The organism is Streptomyces sp. G5(2025) (assembly GCF_049542075.1).
Taxonomy (GTDB): domain Bacteria; phylum Actinomycetota; class Actinomycetes; order Streptomycetales; family Streptomycetaceae; genus Streptomyces.
Genome location: NZ_JBMUZT010000006.1, coordinates 4,816,720 through 4,833,291 on the forward strand (window position 1 = coordinate 4,816,720; position 16,572 = coordinate 4,833,291).

The following is a 16,572-nucleotide window of genomic DNA, read 5'->3' on the forward strand; positions in this document are numbered from 1 at the left end:
GTCCGTACACATGTGATGCGTACGCGTGTCCTGAGCGCCGTCACGGCGGGCGCGGCGCTGCTCGCGCTCTCCGGCTGCGGCGCCGCCGACATGACCAAGCAGGCGTCGCCGTACGCGAACGCCGCCGGGGCCAAGACGGTGACCCTCTCGGTCCAGTCCTGGGTCGGCGCGCAGGCGGACGTCGCCGTCGCCGAGTACCTGCTCAAGAACGAGCTGGGCTACCGCGTCGACAAGGTCCAGATCGACGAGGTGCCCGCCTGGGACGCCCTCAGCCAGGGCCGCGTCGACGCGATCATGGAGGACTGGGGCCACCCCGAGCAGGAACAGCGCTACGTCAAGGACAAGAAGACGATCGTCCCCGGCGGCGACATCGGCGTGACGGGCCACATCGGCTGGTACGTCCCCACGTACTTCGCCAAGAAGCACCCGGACGTCACCGACTGGAAGAACCTCAACAAGTACGCCGACCGGTTCCGCACCTCCGAGAGCGGCGACAAGGGCCAGCTCATGGACGGCTCCCCGTCGTACGTGACGAACGACAAGGCCCTCGTCAAGAACCTCGGCCTGGACTACGAGGTCGTCTTCGCGGGCTCCGAGGCGGCGCAGATCACCCAGATCGAGCAGTTCGCCAAGCAGCGGAAGCCGTTCCTGACGTACTGGTACAAGCCGCAGTGGCTGTTCGAGAAGGTGCCGATGACGGAGGTGAAGCTGCCCGAGTACAAGGAGGGCTGCGACGCCGACCCCGCCAAGATCAAGTGCGCGTATCCGCACACGCCGCTCCAGAAGTACTTCAACGCGGACTTCGCCAAGAAGGGCGGCGACGCCGCGAAGTTCCTGAAGAACTTCAAGTGGTCGGAGGAGGACCAGAACGAGGTCTCCCTGATGATCGCGGACCAGAAGATGTCGCCGGACGCGGCGGCGAAGAAGTGGGTCGAGAAGAACGAGGCGAAGTGGCGGGCGTGGATTCCTGAATAGACGTCCACGTAGGCCCGTCCCCCCCTTTTTTGTGCCGGTTATGCCGGTTGTGCCGGTTGTGCCGGTTGTGTTGTGCCGGGCGCTTCTTGAGCGAGGCGCCCGGCACAGCCTCGTCTAGGCCAGCTCGTCAGCGATGTCCCGCAGTGCCGTCAGGCTCCGGTGCAGCAGGCCGGGCCCGAACGTGATCCGCGTGGCGCCCAGCTCCCCCAGCTTCCGCGGGGACGGGCCGACCGGCTCCGCCACCATGTTGAGGGGGCCTTCGATGCCCGCCCGCAGTGCGGGGATCGCCTCGGCGGGGGCCAGGATCGGGTACACGCAGTCCGCGCCGGCGGTCACGTACAGGCGGGCCCGCTCGATCGCGGCCTCCGGCTCGGGGACACCCCTGAGGAACGTGTCCACGCGCGCGTTGACGAAGAGCCGGTCCCCCGCGGCGGCACGGACCTCCGCGAGGAAGTCGGCGTGCTCGGCGGGGTCCTTGAGCGTGCTCGTCCCGTCCTCCCCCTTGATGGAGTCCTCCAGGTTGCAGCCGACCGCCCCGGTCTCCAGGAGCCGCTCCACCAGCTCCTTCGGGGGCAGGCCGTAGCCGCCCTCGATGTCCGCGCTCACGGGTACGGAGACGGACCGCACGACGCGGCTGACCGCCGCGAACATCTCGTCGGGCGGCACCTGCCCGTCCTCGTACCCGAGGGAGAGTGCGATCCCCGCGCTCGGCGTGGCGAGCGCGGGGCTGCCGGCCTCCTCGAAGACCCGGGCGCTCGCGGCGTCCCACGGCCCGGGCAGGATCAGCGGGTCGCCGGGCGCACGGTCGTGGTGCAGGGCGCGCAGTATGTCGACGGCGTTGTCGGCAGCGGTGTCGGCAGCGTTCATGAGAAGGTCCCCCCAGGTTCGATGCGGCGGCTGACCATCAGCCGGTTCCAGCTGTTGATGACGGCGATCAGGCCGAGCATATGGGCGAGTTCGGCCTCGTCGAAGTGCTGGGCGGCCCGCTCGTACACCGCGTCCGGTACGAAGCCTTCGGTGAGGACGGTGACGGCCTCGGTCAGGGCGAGGGCCGCGCGCTCCCGCTCGTCGAACAGCTCACCGGCCTCCACCCAGGCGTTGAGCAGCGCTATACGCTTCGGGCTCTCGCCGTTCTTGAGGGCGATGTCCACATGCATGTCGAGGCAGAACGCGCAGGCGTTGATCTGCGAGGCCCGCACCATCACCAGCTCGGCGAGGTCCGGGTCGCCGAGGCCCCGCTTGGCGGCGGCGCTCAGCGCGGACATCGCGGAGGCGACACCCTTGTCCAAATAGGTGGTACGAGGCTCCAAGTGGGCGGCGGTACGAGCGGTCACTTGATGTCCCCGGCCTTGTAGTGGCCCGGCACCTGGCGCGTCGAGACGCCGAAGCGGTTCCAGGCGTTGATGACGGTGATCGCGGCGATCAGCTGGGTCAGCTCCGCCTCGTCGAAGTGCTGGGCGGCCCGCTCGTACACCTCGTCCGGCACGAAGCCGTCGGTCAGGACGGTGACCGCCTCGGTCAGCTCGATCGCGGCGACCTCCTTGGCCGTGTAGAAGTGCCGCGACTCCTCCCACGCGCTGAGCTGGACGATCCGCTCGACGCTCTCGCCCGCCGCGAGGGCGTCCTTGGTGTGCATGTCCAGGCAGAGGGCGCAGCGGTTGATCTGCGACGCGCGGATCTTGACGAGTTCGTAGATCACCGGGTCGAGCCCCTTACGGGCCGCCGCGTCGAGTTTGATCATCGCCTTGAAGACCTCGGGCGCGTGCTGGGCCCAGGCCAGGCGGGGGGTGTGCTCGTGGACGTACTCCTTGGCGTCCGTGGTGGCGGTGGTGGCGGCGGGGTTCTCATTCGTCGTCATGTCCACGACCCTACGGTCGGGGTAGCCCACCGGTATGGTCCATTTCCATGGAAGAATCGTGGGCCACTCTGGGCGTCGACCTGCACCTGGAAACGGGCGGCGACACAGCCGCACGCAGCGGCGTGCGCAAGGGCCTGACCGACGCCCTGCGCGAGGCGGTGCGCGGCGGGCGCCTCGCCCCCGGCACCCGGCTGCCCTCGTCCCGCTCCCTCGCAGTCGACCTCGGCATCGCGCGCAACACCGTCGCCGACGCCTACGCCGACCTGGTCGCCGAGGGCTGGCTCACCGCACGCCAGGGCTCGGGGACGCGCGTGGCCGAGCGTTCTGTCGCGCCGCCGGTGCGGCCCGCGCCGGCCCGCAGGCCCGCCGGAGCGCCGACGTACGACCTGCACCCCGGCACGCCCGACCTCTCCTCCTTCCCGCGCGCGGAGTGGCTCAAGGCGGCCCGCCGCGCGCTCGCGGCGGCGCCCGACGCCGCCCTCGGGTACGGCGATCCGCGCGGTCGGATCGAACTGCGCGAGGCCCTCGCCGGCTGACCTCGCGCGGGCCCGGGGCGTGTCGGCGGACCCCGACCGGACCGTCATCACCTCGGGGTTCGTGCACGGCCTGTCGCTCCTCGGCCGGGTCCTGCGGGCGCGCGGGCTGCGGGAGGCGGCCGTGGAGTCGTACGGCCTGGACATCCACTGGAACCTGCTGCACCGCGCGGGCCTGCGCACGGCGCCGCTCGCCCTCGACGAACTCGGCACGGACGTCGCCGGGCTGGCGCGGGGCCGGGCGAAGGTGGTGCTGCTCACCCCCGCGCACCAGTTCCCGATGGGCTCGCCGCTGCACCCCGACCGGCGCGCGGCGGTCGTGGAGTGGGCGCGGCGCGAGGGCGGGCTGATCCTGGAGGACGACTACGACGGCGAGTTCCGCTACGACCGCCAGCCGGTCGGCGCGCTCCAGGGCCTCGACCCCGAACGCGTGGTCTACCTCGGCACGGCCAGCAAGTCCCTCGCCCCCGGCCTGCGCCTGGGCTGGATGGTGGTGCCCTCGGGGCTGCGCGACGAGGTCCTCGGCGAGAAGGACGCCGCCGGGTGGTCGGGCAGCGCCCTCGACCAGCTGACCCTCGCGGAGTTCCTGAACTCGGGCGCGTACGACCGTCACGTCCGCGGCGCCCGCCTGCGCTACCGGCGCCGCCGCGACCAGCTCGTGGCCGCCCTCGCCGAACGGTCCCCCGAGACGCGCGCCACGGGCATCGCGGCGGGCCTCCACGCGGTCCTCGAACTCCCGCCGGGTACCGAACAGTCCGTCGTCCAGGCCGCCAACTGGGAGTGCCTCGCGGTCCAGGGGCTCTCCCGCTTCCGCCATCCGTTCGCGGAGGTGCGGCGGCGGGACGCGCTGGTCGTGGGGTACGGGACGCCCGCGGAGCACGCGTGGGCGGGGGCGCTGGAGGCGCTGTGCCGGGTGCTGCCGTGACGCCGTGTGGGCGGGGGCGTCCTCGGCCGTCCGCCCCGCGTCCAAAGCCGTAGGGCCCCTCGGCCTTACGGCCGATACGGCCCCTCAAGTCTCCCGATTAGCGTCCTCCACAAGCGGATCGGGCTCCTGGCCCGGCCGACGGAGAAGGGGGACACCATGACGGCAACGTCAGCATCAGCGTCGACGGCGACGGAAGCGGGAGCAGCGACGGAAGCGGCAGCGGCGACGGCGGCCGCGGGGAAGGTCACCGTGCTCGGGCTCGGCGACATGGGCTCGGCGATCGCCAGGACCTTCGTGGAGCGCGGTTTCCGGACCACGGTCTGGAACCGGACCGCCTCCAAGGCCGCGCCCCTGGTCGACGCCGGGGCCACGGCCGCGGCGACGGCGGCGGAGGCGGTGGCGGCGAGCCCGCTCGTCGTGGTCTGCCTGCTCGACGGCACGGCGGTCGACGCGGTGCTGGCCTCCGTCGACACGGCGGTCGCGGGCAAGGTCCTGGTGAACGTCACGAGCGGCTCTCCCGCCCAGGCACGGACGTACGCGCGCTGGGCGGCCGAGCGGGGCGCGGAGTACATCGACGGCAAGGTCATGGGAGACCCGCCGGACGTGGGCAAGCCGCACATCGTGTTCCCGTTCAGCGGCTCCCGCGCCGCCTATGAGGCCTACGAGCCGACGCTCCAGGTGCTGGGCGGCGTCGCGTACCACGGCGAGGACGCCGGGGCGGCCGCCGTGGAGTTCATGGCCCAGGTCGCGATGGGCTTCGAACTGCTCATCGGCTTCCTGCACACGCTCAAGCTGGTCCAGGCGGAGGGCGTCGACGTCGCCGAGTTCACCGACCGCCTCGCGGGTTCGGTCGCCGCCTACCCGCCCCTGCTGACCTCGATGGCCCAGGCGGTCAAGAGCGGCGAGTACGGGCCGGACCTCGGCTCGCTCGACGTCCAGGCCGCCCTGATGGACGACCTGATCAGCCACCGGGAATCCGTCGGCGTGGAGTCGGTACGGATGCGGGAGGTCAAGAAACTCATGGACGAGCGCATAGCCACCGGCCACGGCGACCAGGGCTTCTCCAGCCTGTTCGAACTGCTGGGGAAGTGAGGACGGAGCCCTTTGGGGGCGCGGGGAACTGCGCGCTCAGCCACGAGGTGCCTGTACGGGGGTCGGGCGTCCTGGGCTGTAGGGGGGCAGGGCGGTTTTGGCCGGGCGGGGGCGAGCGCCCCTATGGGGCGCGGGGAACTGCGCGCTCAGCCACGAGGTGCCTGTACGGGGGTCGGGCACCCCGGGCTGTAGGGGGGCGGGGCGGTTTTGGCCGGGCGGGGGCGAGCGCCCCTATGGGGCGCGGGGAACTGCGCGCTCAGCCACGACGCGTCCGCAGAGGACCAGAGGACGGACGCCCCGACCGCGGGGCACCGCGGGGTGCCGCGGGGTGCCACGGGCCTAGGGCGTCGCGTTTCGCACCGCCTCGGCGGTGGCCGCCCTCCGCTCCCCCTCCCCGGCCTCCTCCGCCAACTCCGTCAACTCCGCCGACGACTCTTCCGCCACCTCCACCGGCGCCTCCCCGAACCGCGCCAGCGCCAACGCCCCCGCGACCGCCACCGCGAAGCCCAGCACCGCCAGCCACCCGAACCCCTCCCGTGTCCGGTCGCCCAGCCACACCACGCCCACCAGTGCGGGCCCGATCGTCTCCCCGATCACCATCCCGGCGGTGGCGGCCGTCACCGACCCCCGCTGGAGCGCCGAGGTCAGCAACAGGAACGCCGCCCCGCCACCCACGAGCAGGGCATACGTCGCCGGGTTCGTCAGCAGCGCCTCCGGCGTGACGGAGTCGACGAGCCGTACGGTCACCTCGACCACCCCGAACCCGCACCCCGCGCCGAGGCCCAGCGCCAGCGCCCGCGTGCGGTCCGGCAGCCGGCCCGCCACCGCCCCGAGCAGCAGCACGGCCACCGCGACGCCCAGCATCACGAACCGCAGGGCCGTGGACCCGCCGTGGTGCCCCTCGTCGCCCGCCGCCAGCCCCAGCATCGCGAGGCCCGCGCAGACCACGGCCACCGCAGCCCACTCGACGCCGCTGAGCCGCACCCGCAGCAGCCGGGCGGCGACCACCGCGGTGACGGCGAGGCTCGCGGCGAGCGCCGCCCCCACGGCGTAGATGGGAAGGGAGCGCAACGCCACGACCTGCAACAAGAAGCCCAGCCCGTCGAACGCGAGCCCCGCCAGGTAACGCCACTGACGCAGGACCCGGAGCAGCAGCGCCGGGTCGACCCCGGAGCCGGTTCCCGGCGCGGTGGCGCGCGCGGCGACCGCCTGGAGGACCGAGGCCGTGCCGAAGCAGACCGCTGAACCGAGCGCGCAAATCATCCCAAGAGACACGAAGTGACTGTAGAGGAAGGCGAGTCAAGGGAGGTCAAAGAGGCCACAGAGGCGCCGACCACTACGCTGACCGTCGATCACACGCACGAACGTCCACGGGGGAGTGGCAGAGCGGATGACCCAGCAACAGACGGTGGCCAAGCAGGCCGACCGGCAGCAGAAGCCGCGGCGCCTGCGGTCCAGCACGGTCGTACTCGGCGGCATGGGCGTCCTCGCGGCGGCCCTGACCTCCTGCGGCTCGGAACCGGACCGGCGCTGCGTGGACCGCGACAGCTACGACGGCTTCCTCGGTTACAAGATCGTCAGCGACAAGAACTGCAAGACGACCGCCGGCTCCTCCACGGGCAAGGGCCGCCAGCCGAGCACCGGCTCCCACGGCTCCGGCTCGTACGGCACCGGCTCCTACGGCACCGGAAAAACCTCGGGCCGCACCGACCCCGCCTGGTACTACGACGCCGAGGTCGACGGCCGCTACGCCGACGACGGCACCTTCAGCCGCAGCGAGGCCGTGGACCGCGACGGCTTCGGCTGCTCGGGCGGCAGCGGCGGCAGCAGCGGCGGCTGACAGACAGGGCCCCACACCACAAAACGCCCACCACAAAACGCGCACCACGAAACGCACACCATGGAACGCCGCACCATCGAACCCCGCCCGGGCTGGCAGCAGACCGTCGAGGACCAGGGCCTCATCTACCCTTTGACCCGCTACCCCGACGACACCCTGCGCCCCTACTGGGACGAGAGCGCCTACTACGTCTTCTCGCTCCCCGAAGTCGAGGCGCTGGAGGAGGTCGTCGAGGAACTCCACGCGATGTGCCTGGCCGCCGCCGCGCACATCGTCGACCACGACCGCCTCGCCGACCTCGGCGTCACGGACCCACGGGTGGCGGACGCCGTCACCGAGGCCTGGCACCGCCGCGCCGAACTCCCCTCCCTCTACGGCCGCTTCGACCTGCGCTACGACGGCACGGGCCCGGCCAAGATGCTGGAGTACAACGCCGACACCCCCACCTCCCTCGTCGAGGCCGCGAGCCCTCAGTGGTTCTGGATGGAGGACCGCTTCCCCGGCGCCGACCAGTGGAACTCCCTCCACGAACGCCTCGTCGACGCCTGGAAGAAACAAGCCGCCCTGCTCCCGCCCGGCAGCCCCCTCTACTTCGCGCACTCCGCCGCCGACGAACTCGGCGAGGACCTGATGACCGTCGCGTACCTGCGCGAGACGGCTCAACAGGCCGGCCTCGCCACGGACTCCATCGCCATGGAGGACATCGGCTGGGACCGCCTCTCACGCCGCTTCGTCGACAAGAAGCTCCGCTTCATCCGCTCCTGCTTCAAGCTCTACCCGTGGGAGTGGCTGACCACGGACCGCTTCGCGCCGCACGTCCTAAAGACCCTCGACAACGGCGGCGGCACCGGCTCCACGCTGTGGATCGAACCCGCCTGGAAGATGCTCCTCTCCAACAAGGCGCTCCTCGCCATCCTCTGGGAGCTCTACCCCGGCCACCCGAACCTGCTCCCCGCCTACCTGGACGGCCCCCGCGAACTGACCCGGGAACGCGGCTACGTCGCCAAGCCCCTCCTCGGCCGCGAGGGCGCCGGCGTCACGGTCCACGAGCCGGGCACCGCCCCGGCCCTGCGCGAAGAACCCTGCTGCTACCAGGAGCTGTCCCCCCTGCCGGACTTCGACGGCAACCGCGTCGTCCTCGGCGCCTGGGTCGTCGAGGACGAGGCGGCGGGCCTCGGCATCCGGGAGTCCAGCGGCCTGATCACGGACGAGTACGCGCGATTCATCCCCCATGTGATTCAGTGAGCGCTCGGCTCAACTTCCCCGGCTAAGCTGCCTGTTGCCCTCCGCGCCCTCGCGTGCCGTGCCACCGTCCCCCGCCCCAGGAGCCCACCGTGCCCGTACCTGAGCCCGCCTCCGCCTCTGTGTCCACGTCCACCTCCACGTCGGCGATCAGCAGGGTCGACACCTCCCGGCCCCACACGGCCCGCATCTGGAACTACTGGCTCGGCGGCAAGGACAACTACGAGGTCGACCAGGAGGCAGGCGACCGCATCCGCGACCTGCACCCCGGCATCGGCGAATACGCCCGCGCCGACCGCCTCTTCCTGGGCCGCGCGGTCCGTCACCTCGTGGCGAACGAAGGTATGCGGCAGTTCCTCGACATCGGCACCGGCCTGCCCACCGCGGACAACACCCACGAGGTGGCCCAGGTCCTCGCCCCCGAATCCCGCATCGTCTACGTCGACAACGACCCGCTGGTGCTCGCCCACGCCCGCGCCCTGCTCACCAGCACCCCTGAGGGCCGCACCGACTACCTCGACGCGGACATGCGTGACGTCGACACCATCCTCGAACACGCCGCCCACACCCTCGACTTCAACGAGCCCGTCGCCCTGATGCTGCTCGGCGTCGTCATCTTCATCGACGACGACGCCGAGGCGTATGACATCGTGCGGCGCCTCCTCGACGGCCTGCCGCCCGGCAGCCACCTGGTGCTCAGCCACACCGTCACCAGCCCGGCGATGCCCGACGTGGACGCGGCCGTGGCCTTCTGGAACGAGCACGGAACCCCAAAACTCACCCAGCGCACCCCGGCCGAAGTCGCCCAGTTCTTCCACGGCCTGGACCTCCTTGAGCCGGGCGTGGTGTCCTGCAACCGCTGGCGACCGGAGACGTCCGATGCCCCGGACGAGGTGGCAATGTTCGCCGGAGTGGCCCGCAAGTAACGCGACAGCGGAGCACGCACCACGCGTCCCCGCCCCGGGGGCCCGGCTGCGAGGCCCCCGGTACGGAGCAACGGGCACGCAGTCACAAAGGCCCAAGCCCGGCCACAGCTGAGCACCAGGCCCGGCCACGGCCTAGCGGCAAACCCCGGCAACCGGCCCCTGGCCAAGGCTCAGCACCGCCCGCAGCTGATCCAACCCCCAGTCCAGATCCTCCTTGCTGATCACCAGCGGGGGAGCGATACGGATCGTCGCGCCGTGCGTGTCTTTGACCAGCACCCCGCGCTCCATCAGCTTCTCGGAGACCTCCCGGCCCGTGCCGTGCGACGGGGCGATGTCGACGCCCGCCCACAGCCCGCGTCCGCGTACCTCCGTCACCTTGCCGGTCCCGCTCAGCAGGCCCAGCTCGGCGTGCAGATGATCGCCCAGCTCCGTGGCCCGCTCCTGGAACTCGCCCGTCGAGAGCATGTCGATCACCGCAAGACCCACGGCACAGGCAAGAGGGTTGCCGCCGAACGTCGACCCGTGCTCACCCGGCTTGAACACCCCGAGGACATCGGCGTCCGCGACCACCGCCGACACGGGCACGACGCCGCCCCCGAGCGCCTTGCCCAGCAGATACACGTCCGGCACCACGCCTTCGTGCTCACACGCGAACGTTCGTCCCGTCCGGCCGAGCCCCGACTGGATCTCGTCCGCCATGAAGAGCACCCGGCGCTCACGGGTCAACTCCCTGACGCCCGCCAGGTACCCGGGAGGCGGCACCAGCACCCCGGCCTCGCCCTGGATCGGCTCAAGGAGCACCGCCACCGTCTCGTCGGTGACCGCGGCCCGCAGCGCCGACAGGTCGCCGTACGGCACGATCTCGAACCCGGGCGTGTACGGACCGAAGTCCGCCCGGGCCTCCTCGTCCGTGGAGAAGCTGACGATGGTCGTGGTCCGGCCGTGGAAGTTGCCGGCGGCGACGACGATCTTCGCCCGCCCGTCCGGCACGCCCTTGACCTGATACCCCCACTTCCGCGCGGTCTTCACGGCCGTCTCGACGGCCTCCGCGCCCGTGTTCATCGGCAGCACCATCTCCTTGCCGCACAGCTCGGCCAGGCGCGTACAGAACTCGGCGAAACGGTCGTGGTGGAACGCCCGCGACGTCAGCGTCACGCGCTCCAGCTGCGCCTTGGCGGCCTCGATCAGGCGGCGGTTGCCGTGCCCGAAGTTGAGCGCGGAGTACCCGGCGAGCATGTCGAGGTAGCGACGCCCTTCGACATCGGTCATCCACGCACCCTCGGCCGAGGCGACCACGATGGGCAGCGGATGGTAGTTGTGCGCGCTGTGCGCCTCGGCCGACGCGATGAACTTCTCGGTCGCCGGACCGCCGACCGCCCCCGCTGAGGTTGATGACGCGGATGACGCAGGTGAAGCGGCTGACGCGGATGACGCAGAGGGGGTTGGCATAGTCGACACGGGTTCTCCGTTCGTCCTGCGGCGTGGCGCGAGGGTCGCGGCCGGGTGGTCCGATGTTCCGTAGGGTGACCGATGGTCTGCCGGATGGTGCAAGTTCTGACAAGTGGTGCGCGTTCCCACTTCTATCGTCGCTCGCATCGCGGACGAAGAAACCTGCCGTAACGGCGTGCCAGCTATGGTGGATCCAACAGCACGGCGACTGGCGCACGGGGAATGAACCCCGAGGAAGCCGTGCGAGGCAGAACCTTCGAGGTGCCGCCCGCCTGGGCACCCCGGGACCACGACCGGACACTCACCGCTCGCCCCGGAGGACGCCATGACTCTCCCTTCTGCTTCCGCTCAGCACCACCCCGCCCTCGCCGCCGAGGACCCGGAACTCGCCGCACTCGTCGACGCCGAGGAACAGCTCCAGGCCGACACGCTGCGGCTCATCCCCAGCGAGAACTACGTCTCCTCCGCGGTCCTCGAAGCCTCCGGCACCGTCCTGCAGAACAAGTACAGCGAGGGCTACCCGGGCCGCCGCTACTACGAGGGCCAGCAGAACATCGACCCTGTCGAACGCCTGGCCGTCGCCCGCGCCATGGCCGTCTTCGGTGTCGAGCACGCCAACGTCCAGCCCTACTCCGGCTCCCCGGCCAACCTCGCCGTCTACCTCGCCTTCGCCGAGCCCGGCGACACCGTGATGGGCATGGCCCTGCCCATGGGCGGCCACCTCACCCACGGCTGGGGCGTCTCCGCCACCGGCAAGTGGTTCCGCGGCGTGCAGTACGGCGTCCGCCAGGACACCGGGCTCATCGACCTCGACGAGGTCCGCGACCTCGCCCTGAAGGAACGCCCCAGGCTGATCTTCTGCGGTGGCACCGCCCTTCCTCGCACCATCGACTTCGCCGGCTTCGCCGAGATCGCCCGCGAGGCCGGGTCCGTCCTGGTCGCCGACATCGCGCACATCGCCGGCCTGATCGCGGGCGGCGCCCACCCGTCACCGGTGCCGCACGCCGACGTGATCTCCACGACCACCCACAAGACCCTGCGCGGCCCGCGCGGCGCCATGCTCATGTCCCGCGAGGAACACGCCAAGGCCATCGACAAGGCGGTCTTCCCCGGCCTCCAGGGCGGCCCGCACAACCAGACCACCGCGGCCATCGCGGTCGCCCTCCACGAGGCGTCCCGGCCCTCCTTCCGCGACTACGCCCACGCGGTCGTCGACAACGCCAAGGCCCTCGCCGAGGCCCTTCTCGCCCGCGGCTTCGACCTCGTCTCGGGCGGCACCGACAACCACCTCATCCTGATGGACCTCACCCCCAAGGACGTCCCGGGCAAGGTCGCCGCCAAGGCCCTCGACCGGGCCGGGATCGTCGTCAACTACAACACCGTGCCGTTCGACCCGAGGAAGCCGTTCGACCCCTCGGGCGTCCGCATCGGCACCCCGTCCCTCACCTCCCGCGGCCTGGGCACCGAGCACATGGCGACCGTCGCCGACTGGATCGACCGCGGTGTCGCCGCCGCGCGCGCCGGCGACGAGATCGCCCTGGCGAAGATCAGGGCCGAGGTCGCCGACCTGATGTCCGCCTACCCGGCCCCGGGTCTGCCGACGGACTGACGCCCGCCCCTCACTCCCGGCGCCAGGAGACCTCCTGGACGTCCCCGACCTCATGGACGTCTATGACCTCCTGCCGGGAGCCCGGGGCCGCCGCCCCAGGCTCCCGGCGCCGGAGCAGCAGCACCCCCGCGGCCCCCGCCACCGCGCCGCCGGCCGCGCCCGGTATCGCCCACCGCCAGCCCATGCCGCCGTCGGCCGCCGAGCCACCCGCCGGGCCATCCGCCGAACCCTCCGCCACGTCTTCCACCCGGTCGGCCGCGCGCGTCGGAGCGGGCCGCGCATCGGGCCGGGACCACGTCGGCGGCGGTACCCCGGCCCTGCCGTCGGCCGACGCCTTGCCGAGCACACCGATCTTCTTCAGCAGTGCGCGCAGCGCGGCCGGGTCATCGGCCTTGTGCCAGGAGCCGTCCATCGTCGCCACGTCCGTCGACGTGTGGATCCATATGTCCTCGGCATCGGCACCGGCGCCCCTCGCCGGCTCCGTCCTCGGATACACCCGGTCCACCCGGCCCGGCCGCACGTCGTGAATCAGCCAGGTGACGCTGATCTGCCGGGCCCCGTCCCCCACCTCCAGGCCCGGTGGCATGTCGTCCCGGCCGAGGCCGGGTGGGCCGAGCAGGGTCTGGAGCTTGCCGTACTCCTCGTCGGTGCCGTGGAGCGCCTTGATCTGGCTGGTCTCGGGCGAGGCCACCACCACGCTCGTCACCCCGCCCGCCGCTGCCTGCGGTGCGCACACCAGGACCATGGCCGCACCCGCCGCGAGCGCCGCCAGCCGCCTCACCATCCGCATGTCCGATCCCCCAGCCGCCCGTCGGCGCGGCCCCTGCGCGCCGATTCACTTCTGGTACACCGCCCGAGCCGTTCAGGTTCCCGATCCGGGCGAACCGGTCGGAACGGATTCCGCGATGTCCAGCGCCCGCTCCCGGGACGCCACCCCTTCGAGCCGCAGCGTCAGCTCATGGCCGTGCGTCCACAGCAGCGTCGGGCCCGCCGTCCGCTCCGAACGCGTCCACCGCCCGCCGTCCTCGTCCCGCATCCAGAACGTCAGCCGGTGCGCCCGCCCGAACCACAAACCGTGATCCCGCCCGACATCGACGAAGTCCGGCGGCTCCCGCACCGTCTTGCCGAAGCCCGGGTCGAGGACGGCCCTGAACTCATCGAGCCGTATCGTCCCGCCGCCCTCGTGCCAGCAGAGGCTGACCAGGACCCGGCCGCCCCCTGACGGGCCACCGACACCGCGTCCGGCGCGCCGAGCACCCCCGGCACCACCGGGGTGAACCCGGCCCGGCTCCGCGCCTGCGCCGGCGTCACCGGATCACCGCAGCCGGGCACGCCGCGCCCGGCCGACGGGGACGCCGACGGGTCGTACCGCACCTCGACGCCGCCGAAGTCGAACCACTCGAAGACCGCCGCCCGCACCGGAGGCGTGAGCGCGAGCACCGTGAGCACCCCGCACAGCGTGGCTGTCACCGCCCGCCACCGCGCCCGCACCCCGCGGGTCAGCGCGCGCCGCAGTCGGCGCAGCCGCTCTGTGGGACCGGCCGGCTCGGGCGCCGGGGGCGGTATGCGCTCCGCGACGATCTGCGCGATGACCCGCTCGGCCATCGTCGCGCCGCCCGCGTCCGCCCCGCCCATCGAGCGGCCGAGCGCCCGCAGCTCCGCGAGGAGCCGTGCCCGCTCCCGCGCCTCGGTCTCGCCGTGCCGCTCAGTCATGTCGCCCCTCACCTCCTTCCCCGGGCAGCAGCAGGCCCAGCTTGCGCAGGGCGCGGTTCAGCCGGGACTTCACCGTGCCCCGCGGCCAGCCGAGCGCCTGCGCCGTCTCCGCCTCGTCCATCTCCAGCAGATAGCGGTACGTGACGACCATGCGGTGATCGTCGCCGAGCTGGTCCAGGGCAGCGAGCAGCGCCGACCTGCGCTCGTCCCGCAGGGCCGCCACCGCCGGGTCGGCCGATTCCGGTATCAGCGGCTCCGCCTCCGCCAGCGCGGCCTCGCGGCCGGCGACCGACCGCTGCCGGACGGCCGAACGCACTGTGTTCCTCGTCTCATTGGCCACGATCGCGAGCAGCCACGGCTTGAACGCCGAGCCGTCGCGAAAGCGCCCCAGTGAGCAGTACGCCTTGAAGAACGCCTGCTGCACCACGTCTTCCGCGTCCGGTCCCGCGCCGAGTGCCGCCGCCGCCCTGAGTGCGATGCCGGTGAACGCGCGCACCAACTCCGCGTACGCCTCCGCTTCTCCGGCGCGCACGCGGGCGATCACCGCACCCTCGTCGACGACGCGGCCCCCCTCCAGGACCTCCCCCTGTGCCCTCACACTCTTGATACACCGGACGGGTGTGATCGGTTCCCACCCGTTCCCAGCCTGTTTCCGAGCTATGAGAGTCACCTGAGAGAATGGGCCCCATGGCCTCTGAACGACGTGTGCTCTCCGGGATCCAGCCCACCGCCGGATCGTTCCACCTCGGCAACTACCTCGGCGCCGTCCGCCAGTGGGTGGCTTTGCAGGAGACCCACGACGCCTTCTACATGGTGGTCGACCTGCACGCGATCACCGTCCCCCAGGATCCCGCCGAGCTGCGCGCCAACACCCGCCTCGCCGCCGCCCAGCTGCTCGCCGCCGGTCTCGACCCGGAGCGCTGCACGCTCTTCGTCCAGAGCCACGTGCCCGAGCACGCCCAGCTGGCCTGGGTCATGAACTGCCTCACCGGCTTCGGCGAGGCCTCCCGCATGACGCAGTTCAAGGACAAGTCCGCCAAGCAGGGTGCCGACCGCGCCTCGGTCGGCCTGTTCACGTACCCCGTCCTCCAGGTCGCGGACATCCTGCTGTACCAGGCCCACGAGGTCCCGGTCGGCGAGGACCAGCGCCAGCACATCGAGCTCACCCGTGACCTCGCCGAGCGTTTCAACGGCCGGTTCGGGGAGACGTTCACGGTGCCGGCGCCGTACATCCTCAAGGAGACGGCGAAGATCTACGACCTCCAGGACCCGTCGATCAAGATGAGCAAGTCGGCGTCCACGCCGAAGGGGCTCATCAACCTCCTCGACGAGCCCAAGGCGACCGCCAAGAAGGTCAAGAGCGCCGTCACCGACACGGACACGGTCATCCGCTACGACGTGGCCGAGAAGCCCGGCGTCAGCAATCTCCTGAGCATCTACTCCACGCTCACCGGCACCGGTATCGCGGAACTGGAGCAGAAGTACACCGGCAAGGGCTACGGTGCGCTGAAGACCGACCTCGCCGAGGTCATGGTCGAGTTCGTGACCCCGTTCCGGGACCGCACCCAGGCGTATCTGGACGACCCGGAGACGCTCGACTCGATCCTGGCCAAGGGCGCGGAGAAGGCGCGTGCCGTCGCCGCCGAGACCCTCGCGCAGGCGTACGACAAGGTGGGCTTCCTGCCCGCCAAGCACTGAGCCTCACCGGACCGAGCACGACAAGCGCACCGCGCTGCCCAGAAGGCCGCGCACCCTGCCCATCGACACGACGAACAGGAGTACGACGTGGGGACCGTAATGATCGGCGTCTCGATCGCGGTCCCGGAGCCACACGGCAGCCTGCTCCAGGAGCGGCGCGCGGGCTTCGGGGACCCCGCGGCGCACGGCATCCCCACGCACGTGACCCTGCTGCCTCCCACTGAAGTGGAGGCCTCCGCGCTGCCCGCGGTCGAGGCGCACCTCCTCTCGGTCGCGGCGGCCGGCCGTCCCTTCCCGATGCGTCTTTCGGGGACGGGCACCTTCCGCCCGCTGTCACCTGTCGTCTACGTACAGGTGGTGTCGGGCGCGGCGGCCTGCTCCTGGTTGCAGGAGCAGGTGCGGGACGCGTCGGGGCCGATGGCGCGCGAACTGCAGTTCCCCTACCACCCGCATGTCACCGTGGCGCACGGCATCGCCGAGGAGGCCATGGACCGGGCGTACGAGGAGCTTTCGGAGTACGAGGCCGAGTGGCCCTGCACCGGCTTCGCCCTGTACGAGCAGGGTTCCGACGGCGTCTGGCGCAAGCTGCGCGACTTCGTCTTCGGCGGCGGCCCGGTGGTGCCCCCTCAGACGCCCTCCCCGGCCGCCCGGGGCACGCTGCCCGCTCGCTGAGACCGGGGGCGCCGCGGCAGCCGCTCACGCCCCCGGCTGC

At 71.7% G+C, this 16,572-nt stretch carries 15 protein-coding genes, 2 pseudogenes and 1 riboswitch; of the genes and pseudogenes, 9 read left to right on the forward strand and 8 right to left on the reverse strand.

The genetic code is table 11. The annotated features are described in order from the left end of the window. The first annotated feature begins 15 nt into the window (after positions 1–15). Positions 16–975, forward strand: a complete 960-nt coding sequence (locus ACOBQB_RS32795) for an ABC transporter substrate-binding protein (protein ID WP_423598915.1) — start codon at positions 16–18, stop codon at positions 973–975. A 114-nt stretch (positions 976–1,089) separates the two neighbouring features. Here the strand turns inward: ACOBQB_RS32795 and ACOBQB_RS32800 are convergent, their stop codons facing one another. From ACOBQB_RS32800 to ACOBQB_RS32810, 3 genes are all read right to left on the reverse strand, one after another. Further along, positions 1,090–1,842: an isocitrate lyase/PEP mutase family protein gene (locus ACOBQB_RS32800; protein WP_423596906.1), complete on the reverse strand. Its 753-nt coding sequence runs from the start codon at positions 1,840–1,842 to the stop codon at positions 1,090–1,092. Continuing rightward, entirely contained in the window at positions 1,839–2,240 is a 402-nt protein-coding gene (locus ACOBQB_RS32805; RefSeq protein ID WP_423598917.1) for a carboxymuconolactone decarboxylase family protein, read from the reverse strand. Before ACOBQB_RS32805 ends, ACOBQB_RS32800 begins: the two co-directional genes overlap by 4 nt. A gap of 65 nt (positions 2,241–2,305) precedes the next feature. After that, positions 2,306–2,833 carry a carboxymuconolactone decarboxylase family protein gene (locus ACOBQB_RS32810; RefSeq protein ID WP_423596908.1) on the reverse strand — a complete coding sequence of 176 codons (528 nt, stop codon included), beginning with the start codon at positions 2,831–2,833 and terminating at the stop codon, positions 2,306–2,308. 47 nt (positions 2,834–2,880) lie between these two features. Here ACOBQB_RS32810 and ACOBQB_RS32815 point away from each other — a divergent pair. Beyond that, a pseudogene (locus ACOBQB_RS32815) lies at positions 2,881–4,291 on the forward strand (PLP-dependent aminotransferase family protein). Positions 4,292–4,447: 156 nt separating this feature from the next. Next, complete coding sequence (locus ACOBQB_RS32820) at positions 4,448–5,383, forward strand: NAD(P)-dependent oxidoreductase (protein WP_423596910.1); 936 nt, start codon at positions 4,448–4,450, stop codon at positions 5,381–5,383. Positions 5,384–5,722: 339 nt separating this feature from the next. On the opposite strand, the gene ACOBQB_RS32825 is transcribed toward ACOBQB_RS32820, so the two are convergent. After that, a complete protein-coding gene (locus ACOBQB_RS32825; protein ID WP_423598919.1) occupies positions 5,723–6,646 on the reverse strand; it encodes a hypothetical protein in 924 nt (307 codons plus the stop codon). Between the two features lie 127 nt (positions 6,647–6,773). On the opposite strand from ACOBQB_RS32825, the gene ACOBQB_RS32830 reads away from it, so the two are divergent. The 3 genes from ACOBQB_RS32830 to ACOBQB_RS32840 all read left to right on the forward strand — a co-directional run bounded on the left by ACOBQB_RS32830 (position 6,774) and on the right by ACOBQB_RS32840 (position 9,391). Beyond that, positions 6,774–7,223 (forward strand): hypothetical protein, encoded by a 450-nt coding sequence (locus tag ACOBQB_RS32830; protein WP_423596912.1) that lies wholly within the window; start codon positions 6,774–6,776, stop codon positions 7,221–7,223. A gap of 60 nt (positions 7,224–7,283) precedes the next feature. Then, positions 7,284–8,468 carry a glutathionylspermidine synthase family protein gene (locus tag ACOBQB_RS32835; protein WP_423596914.1) on the forward strand — a complete coding sequence of 395 codons (1,185 nt, stop codon included), beginning with the start codon at positions 7,284–7,286 and terminating at the stop codon, positions 8,466–8,468. Positions 8,469–8,587: 119 nt separating this feature from the next. Then, complete coding sequence (locus ACOBQB_RS32840; protein ID WP_423598921.1) at positions 8,588–9,391, forward strand: SAM-dependent methyltransferase; 804 nt, start codon at positions 8,588–8,590, stop codon at positions 9,389–9,391. Between the two features lie 132 nt (positions 9,392–9,523). On the opposite strand, the gene rocD is transcribed toward ACOBQB_RS32840, so the two are convergent. After that, complete coding sequence (gene rocD / locus ACOBQB_RS32845) at positions 9,524–10,840, reverse strand: ornithine--oxo-acid transaminase (protein ID WP_423598923.1); 1,317 nt, start codon at positions 10,838–10,840, stop codon at positions 9,524–9,526. 194 nt (positions 10,841–11,034) lie between these two features. Next, positions 11,035–11,125, forward strand: a riboswitch (ZMP/ZTP riboswitch). 40 nt (positions 11,126–11,165) lie between these two features. Between rocD and glyA the strand changes: the two genes are divergently transcribed. Further along, complete coding sequence (gene glyA, locus ACOBQB_RS32850) at positions 11,166–12,449, forward strand: serine hydroxymethyltransferase (RefSeq protein WP_423596916.1); 1,284 nt, start codon at positions 11,166–11,168, stop codon at positions 12,447–12,449. Positions 12,450–12,459: 10 nt separating this feature from the next. Here glyA and ACOBQB_RS32855 read toward each other — a convergent pair whose 3' ends face one another. The 3 genes and pseudogenes from ACOBQB_RS32855 to ACOBQB_RS32865 all read right to left on the reverse strand — a co-directional run bounded on the left by ACOBQB_RS32855 (position 12,460) and on the right by ACOBQB_RS32865 (position 14,760). After that, on the reverse strand, positions 12,460–13,239 hold the full coding sequence (locus tag ACOBQB_RS32855) for a hypothetical protein (protein WP_423596918.1): 780 nt from the start codon (positions 13,237–13,239) through the stop codon (positions 12,460–12,462). A gap of 72 nt (positions 13,240–13,311) precedes the next feature. Beyond that, a pseudogene (locus ACOBQB_RS32860) lies at positions 13,312–14,162 on the reverse strand (hypothetical protein). Beyond that, on the reverse strand, positions 14,155–14,760 hold the full coding sequence (locus tag ACOBQB_RS32865; protein ID WP_423596920.1) for an RNA polymerase sigma factor: 606 nt from the start codon (positions 14,758–14,760) through the stop codon (positions 14,155–14,157). The pseudogene ACOBQB_RS32860 and the gene ACOBQB_RS32865 overlap by 8 nt, the downstream one beginning before the upstream one ends. An 89-nt stretch (positions 14,761–14,849) precedes the next feature. Here ACOBQB_RS32865 and trpS point away from each other — a divergent pair, with 89 nt between their 5' ends. Next, positions 14,850–15,860: a tryptophan--tRNA ligase gene (gene trpS, locus ACOBQB_RS32870; protein WP_423596922.1), complete on the forward strand. Its 1,011-nt coding sequence runs from the start codon at positions 14,850–14,852 to the stop codon at positions 15,858–15,860. An 87-nt stretch (positions 15,861–15,947) separates the two neighbouring features. Next, entirely contained in the window at positions 15,948–16,532 is a 585-nt protein-coding gene (locus tag ACOBQB_RS32875) for a 2'-5' RNA ligase family protein (RefSeq protein WP_423596924.1), read from the forward strand. The last annotated feature ends 40 nt before the right edge of the window (positions 16,533–16,572 follow it).

What these genes read in the sequence shown, in the direction of transcription:
- ACOBQB_RS32810 (WP_423596908.1), bottom strand. Translation starts at nt 2,833, where the DNA reads ATGACGACGAATGAGAACCCCGCCGCCACCACCGCCACCACGGACGCC.
- ACOBQB_RS32805 (WP_423598917.1), bottom strand. Translation starts at nt 2,240, where the DNA reads ATGTCCGCGCTGAGCGCCGCCGCCAAGCGGGGCCTCGGCGACCCGGAC.
- trpS (WP_423596922.1), top strand. Translation starts at nt 14,850, where the DNA reads ATGGCCTCTGAACGACGTGTGCTCTCCGGGATCCAGCCCACCGCCGGA.
- ACOBQB_RS32830 (WP_423596912.1), top strand. Translation starts at nt 6,774, where the DNA reads ATGACCCAGCAACAGACGGTGGCCAAGCAGGCCGACCGGCAGCAGAAG.
- rocD (WP_423598923.1), bottom strand. Translation starts at nt 10,840, where the DNA reads ATGCCAACCCCCTCTGCGTCATCCGCGTCAGCCGCTTCACCTGCGTCA.
- ACOBQB_RS32795 (WP_423598915.1), top strand. Translation starts at nt 16, where the DNA reads ATGCGTACGCGTGTCCTGAGCGCCGTCACGGCGGGCGCGGCGCTGCTC.
- ACOBQB_RS32825 (WP_423598919.1), bottom strand. Translation starts at nt 6,646, where the DNA reads ATGATTTGCGCGCTCGGTTCAGCGGTCTGCTTCGGCACGGCCTCGGTC.
- glyA (WP_423596916.1), top strand. Translation starts at nt 11,166, where the DNA reads ATGACTCTCCCTTCTGCTTCCGCTCAGCACCACCCCGCCCTCGCCGCC.
- ACOBQB_RS32835 (WP_423596914.1), top strand. Translation starts at nt 7,284, where the DNA reads ATGGAACGCCGCACCATCGAACCCCGCCCGGGCTGGCAGCAGACCGTC.
- ACOBQB_RS32820 (WP_423596910.1), top strand. Translation starts at nt 4,448, where the DNA reads ATGACGGCAACGTCAGCATCAGCGTCGACGGCGACGGAAGCGGGAGCA.
- ACOBQB_RS32855 (WP_423596918.1), bottom strand. Translation starts at nt 13,239, where the DNA reads ATGCGGATGGTGAGGCGGCTGGCGGCGCTCGCGGCGGGTGCGGCCATG.
- ACOBQB_RS32800 (WP_423596906.1), bottom strand. Translation starts at nt 1,842, where the DNA reads ATGAACGCTGCCGACACCGCTGCCGACAACGCCGTCGACATACTGCGC.